Origin of the sequence: Pseudarthrobacter sp. SL88, from assembly GCF_026672455.1 — a bacterium.
Lineage (GTDB): Bacteria > Actinomycetota > Actinomycetes > Actinomycetales > Micrococcaceae > Arthrobacter.
Genome location: NZ_JAPPRD010000001.1, coordinates 2,177,806 through 2,196,850, shown reverse-complemented (window position 1 = coordinate 2,196,850; position 19,045 = coordinate 2,177,806). Strand labels below are relative to the sequence as shown.

Here is a 19,045-nt window from a genome sequence, read left to right as displayed (position 1 = left end):
GAAGCCGGAGGCCGATTTTTGAAATGGCCGCCGGGTGGGCTAGCATTCAAATGCATCGGGGCGATTGGCGCAGTGGTAGCGCGCTTCGTTCACACCGAAGAGGTCACTGGTTCGAACCCAGTATCGCCCACCGCAGAAGGTCCGTTTCCGCTCATCAGCAGCGGAGGCGGACCTTTTTTATGCCCGGGCCTGGCTCCCGGAGATTTTGTCGGCCCCCTGTGAAAGAGTCTTTTCCATGACTGATCCGCTCCTCGCCCATGCCACCGAATACGGCCGGATGTACGCCCGGTCCACCTCGGAGCAGTTCTCCGTGCCGTCCATCACCACAGTCATCAGCCAGCAGCCGCACGGCCTGGACGGTTGGTTTGGCTACATGGGGGCAAGCAGCCTGGCCAAGGATCCGCTGCTGTCCGATTGCCTGGGCAGCCCGGCGAAGATCAAGCAGGCCATCAACCGGGCGGCCAGGGCCGCTGAGACTTATCGGGACGATGCCGCGCGCCGCGGGGACCGTGTCCACACGTACTGCGAGCAGGTCGCCCTGCGCGCACTGGGACGCCCGCATGCCATGAAGGAAGCGCGGGAAGCGCTGGCTGCCAACGGGGAGGAAGCCTTCGCCGTGCGGTTCGATGAATGGTGGGAGCTTTTCCGCGTGGAGCCCCTTGCTCCGGAAATCACCGTCTGGAACAAAGCGGTGGGGTACGCCGGCACCCTGGACCTGGTGGCGCGGATCAATGGCCGCATCTGCCTCATCGACTACAAAACCAAAGGCACCACCCGGGACGGCCAGGTCAAGTCCCTCGACGACAAAGTGGTGATGCAGCTGGTGGCCGGCATGAAAGCCGAGGAGAGCCTGGTGGACCCGGTGGCAGGTACCTGGGAACCGTGGAAGTACGGGGAAGACCCGGTCCTGCTGGCGGTAGCCATTGGGGAAACGGAGGTCCGCCCGGTGCGGGCCAACCCCGAGGTCCTCAAGCACCACTGGTGGAAGTTCTGCGCACTCCGGCGCGTGTGGGAGCTGTCGGCCGACACCATCAGTGCCGGCACGGCCCTGCTCCCAATCGCCCCGCCGCCGTTGGCCCAGGCCCGCACCGCCTAGCGCCTAAACTGGATTGGTCCCATTGCCGCCAACCGTGAGGAAAATCCGCGCATGGCTATTCTGAATATCCGCATCATCGGCGATCCCGTGCTCCGCACTGTGGCCGATCCTGTGACGGAATTCGGGCCTGAACTTGCCAAGCTGGTCGCCGACATGACCGAAACCATGGAAGACGTGGATGGCGCCGGCCTCGCCGCGCCCCAGATCGGTGTCAGCAAGCGTGTCTTCACCTACCGGATTGACGGCGTTGAAGGGCACATCATCAACCCCGTGCTGGAAAACAGTGACGACTACCAGCCGGACCATGTGGAGGGCTGCCTGTCCATACCGGGCCTGGGCTTCCCCGTCCGCCGCTTCCGCGCCACCCGCGTTACCGGCGTGGACATGCACGGCAACCCCGTCTCCATCGACGGCGAGGGCATGCTGGCCCGCTGCTTCCAGCACGAGAACGACCACTTGGACGGGGTCCTCTACACAGACCGGCTGGAGGGCGAGGACCGGAAGGCCGCCCTGCGCTCCATCCGCAACGCCAACTACGACTCCGTCACGGAGCGCACCACCACCAAGCGCGCCAAGACAGTGGGATCCAGCTTCGGCGGAGCGAGCTTCGGCGGTTCCGGTACTGCCGGCTCCAATTTTGGTAACGCCGGGTGAGGGTCCTTTTCGCGGGAACTCCCGCCGTCGCGGTTCCCTCTTTGAATGCCCTCGTCGACGCCGGCTTCGACGTCGTCGCCGTCCTGACCCGGCCGGACGCTCCGATTGGGCGCAAACGCGTCCTCACGCCTTCGCCGGTCGCTGCGCGGGCCCTTGAGCTGGGGCTGGATGTCATCTACGCTGCAAAGGTTGACGACGCCGCCGTCGAACAGATCTCGGCCGCTGCCCCCGATGTCGCAGCCATCGTGGCCTACGGCGGGCTGGTTCCCCCCGCAGCCCTCGCCATTCCACGGCACGGCTGGATCAACCTGCACTTTTCGCTGCTGCCCGCGTGGCGCGGTGCCGCACCTGTGCAGCGCTCGGTGATGGCCGGCGATGACGTCACCGGCGCCGTGACATTCCAGCTGGAGAAAGGGCTCGATACGGGACCGGTGTTCGGCACCCTCACCGAGTCCGTTGGCCCGGAAGACACGGCCGGCCAGCTCCTGGAACGGCTCTCCCACAGCGGCGCGGTCCTGCTGGCGCAGACCCTGTCCGCCGTCGCAACGGGTAAGGCATCTGCGGTGCCACAGGCCGGAGACGTATCGCTGGCGCCAAAACTCACCCTGGAAGACGGGCACTTGAACTGGCACCACCCGGCCCTGGCCATCGGCCGCCAAGCCCGTGGCGCCACCCCCGAGCCCGGAGCCTGGACGCTCCTGGATGGCCAGCGCGTCAAGCTCGATCCTGTGCGGCTGCGTCCGGATGTTGAGGACCTCGCACCTGGTGCCCTGGCAGTTCACGGCAAGAGCGTGCTGGTGGGCACCGGTTCCCACGCTGTGGAGCTGACCCGCATCCAGCCCGCCGGAAAAAAGATGATGGCCGCGCCCGATTGGGCCCGCGGCATTGGTTCGCTGGAAGGCGTGGTATTCGAATGAGTGGATCCGGTACGAATTCCGGTGGTGCACAGCAAGGCCGTCCCTCCGGCCGCGGGCGTGGCGCCAGCCAAAGCGGCCGCGGCCAGGGCGGCCCGCGGGACAACAGCCGCCGCGACGCCCAGGGCCGGGAGCGGAACCGTGGCCCGCAGCGGAACTTCACCGAGAACGCGCCCGCACAGCGCACGCGCCGGGCAGACCCCGCCCGGCTCGTGGCATTCGAGGTACTCCGCGCCGTCGCGCAGGAGGACGCCTATGCCAACCTCGTCCTGCCGGCCCGGATCCGGCAGCACCGGCTGGACAAGCGCGACGCCGGGTTCGCCACGGAGCTGAGCTACGGCGCGCTGAGGGGACAGGGAACTTATGACGCCGTCCTGGCGCGCTGCGTCGACCGGCCGCTGGACCAGCTGGACCCTGCAGTCCTGGATGCGCTGCGCATCGGTGTCCACCAGCTCCTTGCCATGCGCGTGCCCGCCCATGCGGCACTGGACCAGACAGTTGGTCTCGCCCGCGCCGTCATCGGTGCAGGACCTTCCGCCCTGATTAACGCGGTCCTCCGCAAGGTCAGCGCCCACAGCCTCAATGAATGGCTGGACCTGCTGGTAGCGGACGAAACCGATGAGACCCGCATCGCGTCACTCCGCCATGCCCACCCCGAATGGATCGTCCGGGCCATGCGCCAGGCCCTGGTGGCCCACGGCCGCCCCGTCGGGGAAATCAACGCCCTGCTCGAAGCGGACAACGCAGCCCCGGTGGTCAACCTGGTGGCCCTTCCCGGACTGGGGAACCTCGACGAAGCGCTTGAAGACGGCGCTACGCCGGGTGAACTTGTTGAAGGGTCCGCCCTGTCCAGCGGTGGGGACCTGGGCCGGTTGTCCTCCGTACGCGCAGGCACCACCCGGGTACAGGACGTCGGCTCGCAACTGGTGGCCCGTGCAATGGCTGCGGTGCAGCTGGGAACTGCCGCATCCGATGCCGCAGCGCCTGAAGCCTGGCTCGACCTCTGCGCCGGGCCGGGTGGGAAAGCGGCCCTGCTCGGCGCCCTCGCCCGGGAACGCGGCGCCACGTTGCTGGCCAACGAGCCCGCGCCGCACCGCGCCAAATTGGTCAAACAGGCATTATCGGCCGTCCCGGCCGACACCTGGCAGGTCCGCACCGGTGACGGCCGCGAGGTCGGCGCAGAGCAGCCCGGGTCCTTCGACCGCGTCCTGGTGGATGTGCCCTGCAGCGGTTTGGGGGCATTGCGCCGCCGGCCTGAATCCCGCTGGCGCCGCTCGCCCAAGGACCTGGCCGACCTGGGACCGCTGCAGCGCGAACTGCTGGCCTCAGCCCTGGCAGCTGTCCGGCCCGGGGGAGTCGTCGCCTACGTGACGTGCTCGCCGCATCCCGCCGAAACCACCGCAGTGGTGGCGGACGCCCTGCGGAAACGTGATGACCTGGAACTCCTTGACGCCGGGGCCGCGCTCGACGCCGTCAGCCTCACCGGAAACCTGGGTGCAGGGCATGAACTGACCGCGCAACTGTGGCCGCATGTCCACAGCACCGACGCCATGTTCCTGGCCCTCATCCGCAAAAAGGCCTGACGCCACCGTTCGGCACACGCACCCAGCCACCCTTCGAAAGGCATCCCCGTGACGCAATGCTGCATCAACCCGAGCATCCTCTCGGCCGACTTCGTCAACCTTGAGGCCGAGCTGAAGCGCATCAGCAACGCCGACGCCGTGCACGTGGACGTCATGGACAACCACTTCGTCCCCAACCTCACCATCGGACTGCCGGTGGTCCAGCGGATCCAGGCGGTCAGCCCGGTTCCCCTGGACGCCCACCTGATGATCGCCGACGCCGACCGCTGGGCGCCTGGTTTCGCGGACGCGGGCCTGGCCTCCGTCACGTTCCATGCAGAGGCGTCCATCGCGCCTATCAAGCTGGCCCGTGAACTCCGCAGCAGGGGTGCGAAAGCGGGAATGGCATTGCGGCCATCCACCCCCGTGGAGCCGTACCTGGACATGCTGTCCGAGCTGGACATGCTGCTCATCATGACTGTGGAACCGGGTTTCGGCGGCCAGGCTTTCCTCGACGTGACCCTCCCCAAGATCCGCCGCGCCCGCGCCGCCATTGACGGTTCCGGCATCGGCGTGGCCATCCAGGTTGACGGCGGGATCACTGAGGAAACCATCACCCGCGCCGCGGAAGCGGGGGCCAACGTTTTCGTAGCCGGCTCCGCTGTCTACGGCGCCGACGACCCCGCCGCCGCCATCGACCGGCTCCGTGAAGGAGGCAGCCGTTCGTTACGGAAGGCGACGGCGGAATAAGAAGAAGCCACATCCGGTTGTGGCACAATAACAACACACATACGTGCTCCGGGGTCGGTGTAAGTCCGAACCGGCGGTGATAGTCCGCGACCCGTGAACCGATGGTTTTTCCTGGCTGACCAGGCGAAGCCCCGGTGAACGGTTGAACCGGTGAAATTCCGGTACCGACAGTTAAAGTCTGGATGAGAGAAGCACGTACAGCTGTATCTTCGGTGCCCGTGGGCTCCGAAGCGTTCTGCTGTCGTATACCCCCGGAGCCATCGCGGTTCTGACAGGGAAGGAACGACACACAGACATGGACCTCCTGCGATGGCTCTTTGACGCTCAGATCCCCGTGGGGGGTTCTGTCCTGATATTGAGAGAAGTGCTGGGCAACATTTTTGGCCTGGCAAGTGCATTCGGCGGCATGCGCCGCAAAGTTTGGGCCTGGCCCGTGGGCATTGCAGGCAACCTGCTGCTGCTCACGGTGTTCCTGGGCAACGTCTTCGGCTCCGCCACACCAGCCACCCTGTGGGGGCAGGCCGGCCGCCAAGTGATGTTCATCGCCGTGGCTGCCTATGGCTGGCACCGCTGGAAGCATGGCCGGAGCGCCGATGGCGGGAACACCGCCGTCGTACCCCAATGGGCCAGCAACCGGACCCGGCTCATCCTCGCGGCCGCGCTGGTGGCCGGCACCGTTGCCCTGACGCCGCTGTTCGACTCCCTCGGGTCCTACCCGCCGGTGTGGGCTGACGCCTGGACCTTCGTGGGATCGCTCCTGGCCACCTACGGCATGGCGCGCGGCTGGACCGAGTTCTGGCTGATGTGGGTGGCCGTGGACATCGTGGGCGTCCCGCTCCTGTTCAGCGCCGGCTACTACGCCAGCGCTTTCATGTACCTCTTCTACGGCTTCTTCACCCTCGCCGGGTTCTTCGTCTGGTGGAATGCCTCCCGCAGGGCTGGCACAGCAACCGGGGGCAAGGAACAGCCGGCCTCGGTGGAAACCGCCTTTCCAGACCCACGGGTGAAGCTCTGATGGCCGCCGAACTCCGGGTGGCAGCACCCTTCACCCCCACGGAAGTCCAGGCCATGGAGCACGCCCTCGAAGCAGCCCTGCAGGGGCCGCGCGGCGCCAACCCCCTGGTGGGCGCCGTCGTCGTAAGCCCTGACGGCCGCGAACTTGCCACCGGATACCACCGCGGTGCGGGCACCGCCCACGCCGAGGCTGATGCAGTGGCCCGCGCCCTGGAAGCCGGCGTGGACCTTGCCGGCTGCACCATGGTGGTAACCCTCGAACCCTGCAACCATGTGGGGCGGACCGGACCGTGCACGGAAGCCATCATCGCTGCAGGCATCACCGACGTCGTCTACGCCGTGGACGATCCCCACGACCCTGCGGCCGGCGGGGCAGCAACCCTGCGCAACGCCGGTGTCTCGGTCCGCAGCGGCCTGGCTGCGGCGGAATCCCTGGAACTGAACCGCCGGTGGTTCGAGGCGGTAGCAGAAAAGCGGCCCTTCACCACCCTCCATATCGCCCAAACCCTCGACGGACGCATCGCGGCCGAAGACGGCACCAGCCAGTGGATCTCCAGCCCGGAAGCCCTGGCGGACAACCACGGGATCCGGAGCCGCATCGACGCCATCCTGGTGGGGACCCAGACCGTTGCGGTGGACAATCCCCGCCTGAATGCCAGGGATTCCTCGGGCAACCCGGCAGCGAGGCAACCGGTCCGCGCCGTCATGGGCCTGCGGGACATTCCCGAAGATGCCGCAATCCTGGGCGACGACGGTCTGGCCGTCCACCTTCCCACCCGGGACCCGCGCGAGGCGTTGACCACCCTGTACGCCTCCGGAACCCGCCACGTCATGGTGGAAGGCGGTTCACGGATCCTCAGCGCGTTCCTCACGGCAGGACTGGTGGATGAACTGATCGTCTACCTGGCGCCTACACTCCTCGGTTCGGGGACCTCGTCGCTGGACGGGCTGGGAATCAGCACCCTTCCGGACGCCCAGCAATGGGAATGGGACGCTTCCGACGGCGGTCCCGTGCGGACGCTGGGCCGCGACCTGAGACTTCACCTGAAACCGCAACGCCACGTTGCACTTGACCCACAACCGTCCCGCGAAGCTGCGCGACAAGCCCAGGGAGGCTACTGATGTTCACCGGAATAATCGCCGAGCAGGGAGAGGTGCTCGCCGTCGAGCGCGACGGCGATACCGGCGCCACCGTCCGGCTCCGCGCCCCCGGCACCACCGAGGGTCTCGCGTTGGGCGGATCCATCGCCGTCAACGGCGTGTGCCTGACCGCAACGGACATCGACGGCAAGGAATTCAGCGTCGACGTCATGGGGGAGACCCTGGTCCGGAGCACCATCGGCGAACTGGCCGCAGGCGACGCCGTCAACCTGGAACGGTGCGTTCCCGCAGGAGGACGGCTGGATGGCCACGTGGTGCAGGGCCATGTGGACGGCGTCGGCGTCCTCCAGGAACGCGAGCCGCAGGGCAACTGGGAGCGGCTCCGCTTCGGCGTGCCCGCGAACCTGGCCCGCTACATTGCCGAGAAAGGCTCCATCGCCATCGACGGCGTCTCCCTCACCGTGACGGCCGTCAGCGCCGCAGCGGAGGAACAGCCCTGGTTCGAAGTTGGCCTGATCCCCACCACCCTGGCCGAGACCGGACTCGGCATAAAGACCACCGGAAGCCGGGTCAACCTCGAAGTGGACGTCCTCGCCAAATACACCGAACGGCTGCTCTCGTTCCGCACCGCCAGTACCGGGGGCACCGTGGCGGCAGCACCGGGTGGTGCCCGGTGAACGGGACTGCGCGCCTGAATCCCGGAGCCGTACCGGCCGCTGTTCCCACCCGCGGACTGGATTCCATCGGGGACGCCGTCCGCGCCATGGCAGCGGGAAAGCCGGTGCTGGTGGTGGACAATGAGGACCGGGAAAACGAAGGCGACATCATCTTCGCAGCCCAGCACGCCACGCCCGCGCTGATGGGCTGGACCATCCGCTACAGCTCTGGCGTCATCTGCGTGCCGTTGACGGGGGAGCGGGCTGACGCCCTGGATTTGCCGCCCATGACGGCAGTCAACGAGGACGCCAAAGGCACGGCCTACACGGTGTCCTGTGACGCCGCCATCGGTGTCAGCACCGGCATCTCCGCCACGGACCGCGCCCTCACGGCACGCGTCCTGGCGGATCCGCAGGCCGTCCCGGCGTCAGTGACCCGCCCGGGGCATATTTTTCCGCTCCGTGCGGTTGACGGAGGTGTGCGGGAGCGCCAGGGCCACACCGAGGCCGCGGTGGACCTGTGCCGCCTGGCGGGACTCGAACCGGTCGGCGTCATCGCGGAAGTGGTGTACGACGACGGTGAGATGATGCGCCTGGACGGGCTCCGTTCGTTCGCAGCGGAACATGGGTGCCCTTTGGTCTCCATCGAGGACCTGGTGGCGTATCTTGAAGCCGGGACCGGGGGAGGCCTGGATCAGAATGTCCGGATTGTTCCGGGCGGAGAAAAGGAGAAGCGATGACGGCATCGGCAGCCAGCGACGACAGCCAGAACGGTCACCGGAAGCACCACACCGGCAACGGTGGGGCTCCACACCCCGTCAGCGGCGGTCCCATTGTGCAGCTTCCCACCGCGTTCGGTGACTTTGTGGCGCAGGCATGGACCGACCTCGTGACCGGCGTGGAACACCTCGCCGTCAGTTCGCCCAACCCGCCCAGCGACGGAAAGGCGCCGCTGGTGCGGCTGCACTCGGAATGCCTGACCGGTGACGTCTTCGGTTCGTACCGTTGCGACTGCGGCGAACAGCTGGCCTACGCCCTGGAACTGATCCATGAACACGGCGGCACCCTGCTGTACCTGCGCGGCCAGGAAGGCCGCGGCATCGGCCTGGCCAACAAGATCAAGGCCTACGCGCTGCAGGAAGCCGGTTTCGACACTGTCGAGGCCAACGAACAGCTGGGCCTGCCGGTGGATGCGCGCTGCTATAAGGCCGCCGCCCAGGTGCTCGCCGAGATGGGCCTGCACGAGGTCCGGCTCCTGAGTAACAACCCGGACAAGCAGAACCGGCTGGCCAAGGCCGGTGTCAAGGTAGTGGAGATGGTTCCCACCGAGGTGCCGTCCCGCGAGCAGAACATCCGGTACCTGCGGACCAAGAAGGACCGCATGGAACACCGGCTGCTGCTGGACACCGGGGCCGACCCCGTGCCGGTACCGGGCCCTGACGGTCCGTTCCGCCACGAACAAGACTGACCTGACCACTCCACTGAACCACCAGACTGAACGGACACCTCGCACCCATGAGCGGACACGGCGCCCCCGATATCGACCTCACCACCCTCAACCCGGCGGAAACGTCGCAGCTCCGGCTCGCAATCGTCGCGGCCAGCTGGCACACCCAGATCATGGACGGCCTCCTGGACGGCGCCCTGCGCGCGGCCAAAGACGCCGGCATCAACGAACCCACGGTCATCCGCGTACCCGGCAGCTTTGAGCTCCCGGTAGCGGCAGCACGCCTGGCCCCGCACTTCGACGCCGTGGTGGCGCTCGGCGTCGTCATCCGTGGCGGTACCCCGCACTTCGAGTACGTCTGCCAGGCCGCGACGTCGGGACTCACCGACGTCAGTGTCCGCACCGGGGTGCCGGTGGGCTTCGGCGTGCTCACCTGCGACACGGAACAGCAGGGGCTGGACCGCGCCGGACTGCCCGGCTCCAAGGAAGACAAGGGGCATGAGGCAGTTACCGCGGTGCTGGCCACCGCCGTCGTCCTCAAGCAGTACACGTAGCCGCCTGAGAGCAGGCAACGTCGAAGTCCAAGGGCGGGCGCGGTGTGTATTCGCTCACATCGCGTCCGTCATGGAACGGCCCGGGAAGCGCCCGCCGCGCCGCAGCAAGTAGGCTGGAGGGCGTGAAGAATTTCGAGACGCTGTTCGCTGAGCTCAGCGAGAAGGCAGCCACCCGCCCGGAAGGCTCCCGCACCGTCGCTGAATTGGACTCCGGTGTGCACGGCATCGGTAAGAAAGTCGTTGAGGAAGCAGCCGAAGTCTGGATGGCTGCCGAATATGAATCCGATGAAGCCGCGGCCGAGGAAATTTCCCAGCTGCTGTACCACCTGCAGGTTCTGATGCTCGCCAAAGGCCTGACCCTGGAAGACGTCTACAAGCATCTGTAGCCACCGGCCCGGCGCGCACTCTGCCGCTGGTCCAGCCGTGGCCTGCACTGCCTGAACCACCAGACATTCCATCCAGAAAGAACACCCCCATGCTGCGAGTTGCCGTCCCCAACAAGGGATCCCTGTCCGAAGCCGCTTCGGCGATGCTGTCCGAGGCGGGCTACCGCCAGCGCCGCGACAGCCGTGAGCTGGTCATGGTTGACCCGGACAACGACATCGAGTTCTTCTTCCTCCGCCCGCGCGACATCGCCGTGTACGTGGGCCGGGGAACCCTCGACGTCGGCATTACCGGCCGCGATCTCCTGCTGGACGCCGAGGTGGAAGCCGAGGAACTGCTGCCGTTGGGGTTCGCAGCCTCCACTTTCCGGTTCGCCGGACCCGTGGGCGATTTTGCCTCCGCCGAGGAACTCGACGGCAAGCGCCTTGCCACCAGCTATGACGGCCTTCTCCGTGGCTACCTCGCCGAACGCGGCATCAACGCCAAGGTGGTCCGCCTTGACGGTGCTGTTGAGTCCTCAGTCCGCCTTGGTGTCGCCGATGCCATCGCGGACGTCGTGGAAACGGGCAACACCCTCAAGGCCGCCGGCATGGAAATCTTTGGCGACCCCATCCTCAAGTCCGAGGCTGTCCTGATCCGCCGTACCGGTGGAGGCGCCAACGGAACCGCCAAGGAAGTCGACGTCCTCATCCGCCGCCTCCAGGGTGTCCTGGTGGCCCGCCAGTACGTCCTCATGGATTACGACATCCGCAAGGAACTGGTGGAAAAAGCGGCTGCCCTGACCCCCGGCCTGGAATCGCCCACCGTGTCACCGCTGCGCGACTCCGACTGGGTTGCTGTCCGGTCCATGGTGCCGAAGAAGGAAACCAACCGGATCATGGACGAACTTTACGATCTCGGTGCCCGTGCCATCCTGGTCAGCAGCATCCACGCCTGCCGCATTTAGCGCCGGAAACCCCCACAGCACCGCTGATTTCTCCAGGAGTACCCATGGCAGTAGCAGTCCGCGTCATTCCCTGCCTTGATGTTGACGCCGGCCGCGTCGTCAAGGGCGTCAACTTCGAGGGCCTCCGCGACGCCGGCGACCCCGTTGAGCTGGCCCACCGCTACGACAAAGCCGGGGCCGACGAACTGACGTTCCTCGACGTCACGGCATCCTCAGGAAACCGCGAGACCACCTTTGACGTGGTCCGCCGCACCGCCGAGGAAGTCTTCATCCCGCTGTGCGTCGGCGGTGGCGTCCGCGGCGTGGCCGAGGTGGACAAGCTCCTGCGGTTCGGCGCGGACAAGGCAGCCATCAACACCGCCGCCGTCGCCCGCCCGGACGTCATCGACGAGATCACCCGGCACTTCGGTTCCCAGGTCCTCGTCCTGTCCGTGGACGCCCGCCGGACCCGTCCCGGATCCAAGCCCACGGCCTCGGGCTTCGAAGTGACCACCCACGGCGGGCGGACCGGGACCGGCATCGACGCGATCGAATGGGCGAAGGAGGCGGCCGACCGCGGGGTGGGCGAAATCCTGCTGAACTCCATCGACGCGGACGGGACCAAGGACGGCTTTGACCTTGAAATGATCCGGATGGTCCGCGCCGCCGTCAAGGTGCCGCTGATCGCCTCGGGCGGCGCCGGGGAGCCCGCACACTTCCCGCCCGCTGTCGCGGCGGGGGCCGACGCCGTCCTGGCCGCCTCGATCTTCCACTGGGGCCCGAACGATATGATGCACCAGGTCAAGGACGCCATCAGGAACGCCGGCTTCGAGGTCCGCTAAAGAATGTCCCAACCCAAGTGGGTAGCACCGGATGCTGTTTTGAGGGCTCAAAACGACATTTAGTGCTACTCAGTTGTGTAGGTTAAAGGCCGACTTCGGCTGACTGGAGGAGCGCGACGGCGTCCGGCTGGCCTTCGAAGGTGACCAGTGCGTGGCGGGTGCGGCCGTGGGCGTGCATCAGCAGTTCGCCCGGCTCGCCAACGATGGCCACTGATACGGGTGCGCGCTTGGCCACGTGGCGGGGACCCGACGGCCGGACCAGCACAATGCCCAGATCCACACCGCGGTACAGGATGGCTGCCCGCTTGACGAGTTCATCCCAGAGCGCGTCGGAGTAGGCCTCGTCGAGGGCGCGGGGCGCCCAGCGGTCGACGGCACGGCGGACATCCTCGGTGTGCACGAAGTACTCGATCAGGTTGGCACTCTCATCCAATGCCCTGATGCTCATTGGCGAGAGCGCCGGGGGCCCGGCGCGGAAGGTGTTGACCAGGCCGGCGTAGTCCTCGGTGTTCGTCAGCTTCGCAGCCAGCTTTGCGGTGGCCTGGTCCGAGGCCTTGGCCAGCCGCTTGATGATCAGGCCAAGCCCCACCGCAGCCTTCCGCTCGCGCAGGTAAAGGTGCGCGGCGAGGTCCCTGGTGCGCCACCCCTTGCAGAGCGTGGGCGCGTCAGGGCCGGCCGCAAGCAAGGTTTCGGCCAGGACTTCTCGGGACGGTTCGACGAAATGCATCACTTGGAAAACTAGCATGAGAGGCCCGGAGTTGGGCAGCACGGCCCCTGCGGCTGGCGTGCCGTTGTTCACATCGGGTCCGGCAGTGGCCAAGGCACTAGACTTGACTTGATGTCTGAGCAGCCTGCCCCCGCACAAACCACCGCCCAAACCACTGGTGCCGCCCTGCCCGGCGCTGCCTTGCCCGGTGCCGCCCTGCCCGGCGCTGCCTTGCCCGGCGCCGCCGGGGGCGCTCCGGAAGGCTATGCACCGGCCAGCCCCCTTCCGGCGGCGCTTGCCGCCGCGCTGAAGCGTGACAACGCAGGCCTGGTGGCCGCCGTCGTGCAGCAGTACGACACCAACGAGGTCCTCATGCTCGGTTGGATGGATGACGAGGCGCTGCACAGGACCATGACCACCGGCCGGGTCACCTTCTACTCCCGGTCCCGCCAGGAGTACTGGCGCAAGGGCGACACGTCCGGCCACGTCCAGTGGGTCAAGTCCGTAGCCATGGATTGCGACGGCGACGCCCTGCTGGTGCGGGTGGACCAGGTGGGTGCCGCATGCCACACCGGCACCAGGACCTGCTTCGACGGCAGGGACCTGGACGTGGTGACCGCGGCCGCCGGCTGAGCCCCGCACCGCAGGCCCACCCGGCAGAAGGGGAGTCCGGCTCCCCGCAGAACTTCAGGCGCCCGGCGCAGCCGGCCCTTCTAAGAACAGGCGGAATAGCATAGCCATGCAGGACCTTGGAACCATCAGCCCCAGCCTTGAGGAATTCCGGGAGCTGGCCGGCCACAGCCGGGTCATTCCGGTACGACTGAAGGTGCTCGCGGACGCCGAAACTCCCATCGGCCTGTACCGCAAGCTCGCACAGGGCCAGCCCGGCACGTTCCTCATGGAATCAGCTGCCGTGGGCGGCACGTGGTCCCGCTACTCCTTCATCGGTGCCAAATCACGTGCCACCCTCACCACCAAGGACGGCCAGGCGCACTGGCTGGGCGAACCGCCGGCGGGCGTACCCGTGGACGGCAGCCCCGTGGACGCCATCCGGGACACCATCGATGCCCTCCGTACGGACCGGTTCGACGGCCTGCCGCCGTTCACTTCCGGGCTGGTGGGCTTCCTCGGCTGGGAAACCGTGCGGCACTGGGAGCGGCTGGTAAGCCCGCCCGAAGACGACCTCCACCTGCCGGAGATGGCGCTCAACCTGGTCACCGACATGGCCGTTCACGACAACGTGGACGGTACGGTGCTGCTGATCGCCAACGCCATCAATTTCGATAACAGCACCGAGCGCGTGGACGAGGCCTGGCACGATGCCGTGGCACGGGTCAAGGCGCTCCTGGCCAGAGTCAGCACCCCCGTGGTGCAGCCGGTCTCCGTCCTTGCCCCCGCCGCCCTGGACTTTGCCTCCAGTGTCCAGGAACGCTGGGATGAAAACGACTACCTGGCCGCTCTTGACCGCGGCAAGGAAGCGATCGTCGACGGCGAAGTGTTCCAGGTGGTCATCTCGCGCCGGTTCGAAATAGAGTGCAAGGCCTCCGCGCTGGATGTGTACCGCGTGCTGCGGAACACCAACCCCAGCCCGTACATGTATATCTTCAGCCTCGAAGACGCCGATGGCCGGGAGTACTCCATCGTGGGCTCCTCACCCGAAGCCCTGGTGACGGTCACCGGTGAAGAGGTCATCACGCACCCCATCGCCGGATCCCGGCCCCGCGGGAAGACGGTGGAGGCTGACAAGGCCCTGGCGGAGGAACTGCTCGCGGACCAGAAGGAACGCGCCGAGCACCTCATGCTGGTTGACCTCTCGCGCAACGACCTCTCCAAGGTCTGCGTTGCCGGAACCGTGGACGTCACCCAGTTCATGGAAGTGGAGCGCTTCAGCCACATCATGCACCTGGTGTCCACCGTGGTGGGACAGCTGTCCCCGGACGCAAAAGCCTACGACGTCCTGAAGGCCACGTTCCCGGCCGGCACGCTTTCCGGCGCCCCCAAGCCGCGGGCGCTGCGCCTGCTCGACGAGCTGGAACCGCACCGCCGCGGCATCTACGGCGGTGTGGTGGGCTACCTGGACTTCGCCGGGGACATGGACATGGCCATCGCCATCCGCTCCGCCCTGGTGAGGGAAGGCCGGGCCTATGTGCAGGCCGGCGGCGGCATCGTGGCTGACTCCGTGAACCCCACCGAAGCACTCGAGACCGTCAACAAGGCGGCCGCGCCGCTGCGGGCAGTGCACACCGCCGGTTCCCTTCACGACATCACCGCAGACTCCCTGCCCGGCGGCGATTCCTGATGCCTGACCCAAGCCCCGCACCGAGCGGCGCAGTGAAAACCCGGACGGCAGCTCCTGCGTGGGCGCGGAAGTCCAGTGTGGTGCTGCTCATCGCTGTCCTGGCCCTGGCCGTCTTCGGCACCACCACCCAGACCTGGATGACCGTCACCCTCGACCCCAGCCAGGCCGGCGCCGGCCAGGAACCGTTGCAGGTCCAAGGCAGCAAGGCTGCCACCGCGGTGACGGCCCTTGCCCTGGTGGCTTTGGCAGGCGGGCTCGCCGCAGCCATCGCCGGCAGGATCGCCCGCTGGATTATTGCCGCCATCATCGTCCTGGCCTCGGCCGGCATCGTCGCTGCGGCGGGGACCGTCCTGGCCGACCCGCTGGCGGCGTCCCAGGGATCCATCGGCGCGGCCACGGGCGTCACCGGCACCCAGGCCCAGGTGGCGGTCACCGCTTTCCCTGTGCTCGCCGTCGTGGCCGGTTGCCTGCTTGCCCTGGGCGGACTGCTGATCCTGCCCGCGTCCCGCCACTGGGCCGCACGGACCAAATATGACGCCCGCGCCATGGCCGGAACTGCGGCGGCCAGCGGCCCCGTGGATGAGATCGACAGCTGGGACAGGCTCTCGCGCGGGGACGACCCCACCTGATCCGGCAGATAGCCACCGGTACAGGCCCGCAGGGCAGCGGGCCGGTTCCGGATCACCGGCCAAAAAATGGCAGAATGTAAGCAGTATCCACCCTGAGGAGATTTTCCATGAGCAAAGCACCTGCGTCCGTTTCCAAGTCCGGCACCCGCCAGGTAGCCCCGGGCGCCATTGACCACAGCCAGGAACTGGGCCACGGCAACAGCCCCGCCGCATGGACCTGCGTCATCGTCATGCTCGTCGGTGCACTCATCATGTCCATCGCCTTCGTCATCGCCAACACCCCCATCTTCATCGCAGGTGGCGTCGTCATGGTGGTGGGCCTGCTCCTCGGTTACGTCATGCGCAAGGCAGGTTACGGCGTCGAGGGCAGCAAGCTCAAGAACTCCGGCCACTGATGGCAACTGTTCTCGACGACATCAACGCAGGTGTCCGGGAGGATATGGAGGCCAGGAAGCGGCTCGTTTCCCTGGCTGAACTGAAGGACCTCGCGCAGGCTGTCGCGCCCGCCCGTGACGCCTGGACGGCACTGGGCGGACCCTCACCCTCGCGCGACCAGCTCAAGGTCATCGCCGAAATCAAAAGGCGGAGCCCCTCCAAAGGGGACCTCGCCAGCATCGGCGATCCCGCATCCCTCGCACGGCAGTACGCCGACGGCGGTGCCGCCGTCATCAGTGTCCTCACCGAACAGCGCCGCTTCAACGGCTCCCTTGCCGACCTCGATGCCGTCCGCGCCGCCGTCGACATCCCGCTGCTGCGCAAGGACTTCACCCTGGATGATTACCAGATCTGGGAAGCCCGGGCGCACGGTGCGGACCTGATCCTGCTGATCGTCGCAGCGCTGTCCGACGCCCAACTGGCCGACTTCAGCGCGCTCAGCCATGAGCTCGGCATGAACGTCCTCGTGGAAACGCACACGGAAGAGGAAATCGACCGCGCCGCCGCGGCGAACGCCCGCATCATCGGCGTCAACGTGCGCAACCTGAAAACGCTCGACGTCGACCGGTCCGTGTTTGCCTCCCTTGCGGGCCGGATTCCGGCCGGCGCAGTGGTGGTGGCCGAGTCCGGAGTCCGCGATGTGGACGATGTCACGCACTATGCCGCCAGCGGCGCCGACGCCATCCTGGTGGGCGAGGCCCTGGTCAGCCACTCCACGCCGTTGGAGCGCATCGCGGAGTTCACCGCCGCAGGTGCCGCCGCCATAGCGGCCCGGGGCTGACCGGCACACGCCTGCCGGCAGGCCGCGAGGCTGCTGATGCCGGTCCATTGGCGCGGTACAACAGTCCGGGCGGCCCCGCCCGGACCCATACTTTGATCGAACTACTGGAACAGGACGGGACTGATGGCCCACGCACCCTCAGGCAACGCTGACAACAATGCCACGGACGCCTTCCTGCAGGGCGGTTCCCTGCGCCACGCCCCGGGGCCGTACTTCGGCAGCTTCGGCGGGCGCTGGATGCCCGAATCCCTCATCGCCGCCCTGGACGAGCTCGAGGAAACCTTTGACAAGGCCAGAAACGATCCCGATTTCCGGGCCCAGATCGCAGACCTGAACAAGAATTACTCCGGCCGGCCGTCACTGCTCACCGAGGCGAAGCGCTTCTCAGAGCACGCCGGGGGAGTCCGCGTCTTCCTCAAGCGCGAGGACCTGAACCACACCGGTTCGCACAAGATCAACAACGTCCTGGGGCAGGCCCTGCTGGCCAAGCGGATGGGCAAGACCCGCATCATCGCCGAGACCGGCGCGGGCCAGCACGGCGTTGCCAGCGCGACGGCCGCCGCGCTGCTGGGGCTCGAGTGCGTCGTTTACATGGGGGCCGAGGACTGCCGCCGCCAGGCGCTCAACGTGGCCCGCATGGAGCTGCTCGGCGCGACCGTCATCCCCGTCACCAGCGGCTCGCAGACCCTGAAGGATGCCATCAACGATGCCCTCCGCGACTGGGTGGCCAATGTGGCAAGCACCCATTACCTGCTGGGCACCGCCGCGGGCGCCCACCCATTCCCTGCAATGGTCCGCTACTTCCACGAAGTCATCGGCGAGGAAGCCCGGGCCCAGATCCTTGAGCAGACCGGCCGCCTTCCGGACGCCGTGTGCGCCTGCATCGGCGGCGGTTCCAACGCCATCGGTATTTTCCACGGCTTCCTGGACGACCCGTCCGTGAGGATCTACGGCTTCGAAGCAGGCGGCGACGGCGTGGAAACCGGACGGCACGCCGCCACCATCACGCTCGGCAAGCCGGGCGTCCTGCACGGTGCCCGTTCCTACCTCATGCAGGACGACGACGGCCAGACCATCGAGTCCCACTCCATCTCCGCTGGCCTGGACTACCCCGGCGTCGGACCTGAGCACTCCTACCTGTCCGACATTGGCCGGGTCAGCTACGAGCCCATCACCGACAGTGAAGCGATGGAGGCGTTCCGCGTCCTGTGCCGCACCGAGGGCATCATTCCCGCCATCGAGTCGGCGCACGCCCTGGCCGGCGGCATCAAGGTGGGCCAGCGGCTCGCCGCCGAAGCGGCTGACGGGGGCGAAACCGCCGCGGACAAGATCATCATCATCAATCTCTCCGGACGCGGTGACAAGGACGTGGCCACCGCGGCTGAATGGTTCGACCTGTTGGACAAGGATTCCGCCGAATCGGAGATCGGCAAAGAAGGGGAACAGCTGTGAGCAGCGCACAGGCGGCCGGTAAGGCACAGACCATCAGTAAGTCCGCAGCAGCCATCGACAAGGCCCGTGCCGAAGGCCGCGCCGCACTGATCGGCTACCTCCCCGCGGGGTACCCCACCGTGGAGCAGACCATTGCCGCCGGCATCGCGCTGGCCGAGAACGGCGCCGACCTGATCGAGATCGGCATCCCGTACTCGGACCCCGTGATGGACGGCCAGGTTATCCAGGCCGCCACCACCGAGGCCCTGGCCAACGGCTTCCACGTGCGGCAGGTCTTCGACGTTGTGGAAGGCATCACCAGCAAGACCGATGCCGCCGTCCTGGTCATGACCTACTGGAACCCCGTGGTCCGGATGGGCGTGGACGAATTCTCCCGTCGCCTCGCCGAGGCCGGGGGAGCAGGGCTCATCACCCCGGACCTGATCCCGGACGAGGCCGCCGAATGGTTTGAAGCGTCCGACAAGTACGGCCTGGACCGGGTGTTCCTGGTCGCGCCGTCGTCCACCGCCGAGCGCATGCAGCGCACCGTCGACGCCAGCCGCGGCTTCGTCTACGCCGTATCCATCATGGGCGTCACCGGCGCGCGGACCTCCGTGAGCTCCGCCGCCAAGGACGTGGTGGCCGCCGCCCACGCCGCCGGCGCCGAGCGCGTCTGCGTGGGTCTCGGCGTGTCCACCGCCGGCCAGGTCCGCGAGATCGCTGCGTACGCCGAAGGCGTCATCGTGGGAACCGCGCTGGTGGCAGCCGTCCGCGACGGCGGTGTTGACGCCGTCGCGGCACTCACCAAAGACCTGAGCACTGGCCTGGCGCGGGAAACCGGCCACGCCGGGGAAGAAGCCTAGGG

22 protein-coding genes, 1 tRNA gene and 1 riboswitch are annotated in these 19,045 nt (G+C 67.3%); of the genes, 22 read left to right on the top strand and 1 reads right to left on the bottom strand.

Translation table 11 applies throughout. The features are described from left to right. Positions 1–58 precede the first annotated feature (58 nt). From OVA06_RS10030 to hisF, 15 genes are all read left to right on the top strand, one after another. A tRNA-Val gene (locus OVA06_RS10030) sits at positions 59–130 on the top strand. A gap of 105 nt (positions 131–235) precedes the next feature. Next, positions 236–1,096 carry a cytochrome gene (locus tag OVA06_RS10025; protein WP_056084626.1) on the top strand — a complete coding sequence of 287 codons (861 nt, stop codon included), beginning with the start codon at positions 236–238 and terminating at the stop codon, positions 1,094–1,096. Between the two features lie 51 nt (positions 1,097–1,147). Further along, entirely contained in the window at positions 1,148–1,750 is a 603-nt protein-coding gene (gene def / locus OVA06_RS10020; protein WP_268158010.1) for a peptide deformylase, read from the top strand. Beyond that, on the top strand, positions 1,747–2,667 hold the full coding sequence (fmt, locus tag OVA06_RS10015; RefSeq protein WP_268158008.1) for a methionyl-tRNA formyltransferase: 921 nt from the start codon (positions 1,747–1,749) through the stop codon (positions 2,665–2,667). Before def ends, fmt begins: the two co-directional genes overlap by 4 nt. Continuing rightward, a complete protein-coding gene (locus OVA06_RS10010) occupies positions 2,664–4,247 on the top strand; it encodes an RsmB/NOP family class I SAM-dependent RNA methyltransferase (protein ID WP_268158006.1) in 1,584 nt (527 codons plus the stop codon). The genes fmt and OVA06_RS10010 overlap by 4 nt, the downstream gene beginning before the upstream one ends. Positions 4,248–4,295: 48 nt before the next feature. Further along, complete coding sequence (gene rpe / locus OVA06_RS10005) at positions 4,296–4,976, top strand: ribulose-phosphate 3-epimerase (protein ID WP_268158004.1); 681 nt, start codon at positions 4,296–4,298, stop codon at positions 4,974–4,976. A 39-nt stretch (positions 4,977–5,015) separates the two neighbouring features. Next, a riboswitch (FMN riboswitch) is annotated at positions 5,016–5,175 on the top strand. Positions 5,176–5,271: 96 nt separating this feature from the next. Then, positions 5,272–5,991: a nicotinamide riboside transporter PnuC gene (pnuC, locus tag OVA06_RS10000; RefSeq protein WP_268158002.1), complete on the top strand. Its 720-nt coding sequence runs from the start codon at positions 5,272–5,274 to the stop codon at positions 5,989–5,991. After that, positions 5,991–7,112 (top strand): bifunctional diaminohydroxyphosphoribosylaminopyrimidine deaminase/5-amino-6-(5-phosphoribosylamino)uracil reductase RibD, encoded by a 1,122-nt coding sequence (gene ribD, locus OVA06_RS09995; protein WP_268158000.1) that lies wholly within the window; start codon positions 5,991–5,993, stop codon positions 7,110–7,112. The genes pnuC and ribD overlap by 1 nt, the downstream gene beginning before the upstream one ends. Beyond that, positions 7,112–7,768, top strand: coding sequence for a riboflavin synthase (locus OVA06_RS09990; RefSeq protein ID WP_268157998.1), 657 nt, complete (start codon positions 7,112–7,114; stop codon positions 7,766–7,768). Before ribD ends, OVA06_RS09990 begins: the two co-directional genes overlap by 1 nt. Next, positions 7,765–8,487, top strand: coding sequence for a 3,4-dihydroxy-2-butanone-4-phosphate synthase (gene ribB, locus OVA06_RS09985; RefSeq protein WP_268157996.1), 723 nt, complete (start codon positions 7,765–7,767; stop codon positions 8,485–8,487). Before OVA06_RS09990 ends, ribB begins: the two co-directional genes overlap by 4 nt. Further along, entirely contained in the window at positions 8,484–9,215 is a 732-nt protein-coding gene (gene ribA / locus OVA06_RS09980) for a GTP cyclohydrolase II (protein WP_091719650.1), read from the top strand. Before ribB ends, ribA begins: the two co-directional genes overlap by 4 nt. A gap of 47 nt (positions 9,216–9,262) precedes the next feature. Continuing rightward, on the top strand, positions 9,263–9,748 hold the full coding sequence (gene ribH, locus OVA06_RS09975) for a 6,7-dimethyl-8-ribityllumazine synthase (protein ID WP_268157992.1): 486 nt from the start codon (positions 9,263–9,265) through the stop codon (positions 9,746–9,748). A 122-nt stretch (positions 9,749–9,870) separates the two neighbouring features. After that, positions 9,871–10,134, top strand: coding sequence for a phosphoribosyl-ATP diphosphatase (locus OVA06_RS09970; protein WP_015936881.1), 264 nt, complete (start codon positions 9,871–9,873; stop codon positions 10,132–10,134). Positions 10,135–10,223: 89 nt separating this feature from the next. Beyond that, on the top strand, positions 10,224–11,078 hold the full coding sequence (hisG, locus tag OVA06_RS09965; protein ID WP_056084590.1) for an ATP phosphoribosyltransferase: 855 nt from the start codon (positions 10,224–10,226) through the stop codon (positions 11,076–11,078). A 44-nt stretch (positions 11,079–11,122) separates the two neighbouring features. Beyond that, positions 11,123–11,899 (top strand): imidazole glycerol phosphate synthase subunit HisF, encoded by a 777-nt coding sequence (hisF, locus tag OVA06_RS09960; protein ID WP_056084586.1) that lies wholly within the window; start codon positions 11,123–11,125, stop codon positions 11,897–11,899. A gap of 82 nt (positions 11,900–11,981) precedes the next feature. On the opposite strand, the gene OVA06_RS09955 is transcribed toward hisF, so the two are convergent. Next, entirely contained in the window at positions 11,982–12,626 is a 645-nt protein-coding gene (locus OVA06_RS09955; protein ID WP_043794572.1) for a TIGR03085 family metal-binding protein, read from the bottom strand. 111 nt (positions 12,627–12,737) lie between these two features. Here OVA06_RS09955 and hisI point away from each other — a divergent pair, with 111 nt between their 5' ends. From hisI to trpA, 7 genes are all read left to right on the top strand, one after another. After that, entirely contained in the window at positions 12,738–13,238 is a 501-nt protein-coding gene (hisI, locus tag OVA06_RS09950; RefSeq protein WP_268157986.1) for a phosphoribosyl-AMP cyclohydrolase, read from the top strand. Between the two features lie 106 nt (positions 13,239–13,344). Then, the gene (locus tag OVA06_RS09945) at positions 13,345–14,904 is read left to right on the top strand and encodes an anthranilate synthase component I (RefSeq protein WP_268157984.1); all 1,560 of its coding nucleotides are present in this window, start codon (positions 13,345–13,347) and stop codon (positions 14,902–14,904) included. After that, positions 14,904–15,533, top strand: a complete 630-nt coding sequence (locus OVA06_RS09940; RefSeq protein WP_056084579.1) for a Trp biosynthesis-associated membrane protein — start codon at positions 14,904–14,906, stop codon at positions 15,531–15,533. The genes OVA06_RS09945 and OVA06_RS09940 overlap by 1 nt, the downstream gene beginning before the upstream one ends. A gap of 107 nt (positions 15,534–15,640) precedes the next feature. Beyond that, positions 15,641–15,928 carry an HGxxPAAW family protein gene (locus OVA06_RS09935; protein WP_015936888.1) on the top strand — a complete coding sequence of 96 codons (288 nt, stop codon included), beginning with the start codon at positions 15,641–15,643 and terminating at the stop codon, positions 15,926–15,928. Further along, entirely contained in the window at positions 15,928–16,749 is an 822-nt protein-coding gene (gene trpC, locus OVA06_RS09930; protein ID WP_268157980.1) for an indole-3-glycerol phosphate synthase TrpC, read from the top strand. The genes OVA06_RS09935 and trpC overlap by 1 nt, the downstream gene beginning before the upstream one ends. A 123-nt stretch (positions 16,750–16,872) precedes the next feature. Next, positions 16,873–18,201, top strand: a complete 1,329-nt coding sequence (gene trpB, locus OVA06_RS09925) for a tryptophan synthase subunit beta (RefSeq protein WP_268157978.1) — start codon at positions 16,873–16,875, stop codon at positions 18,199–18,201. Beyond that, the gene (trpA, locus tag OVA06_RS09920) at positions 18,198–19,043 is read left to right on the top strand and encodes a tryptophan synthase subunit alpha (RefSeq protein WP_268157976.1); all 846 of its coding nucleotides are present in this window, start codon (positions 18,198–18,200) and stop codon (positions 19,041–19,043) included. The genes trpB and trpA overlap by 4 nt, the downstream gene beginning before the upstream one ends. Positions 19,044–19,045: the final 2 nt, after the last annotated feature.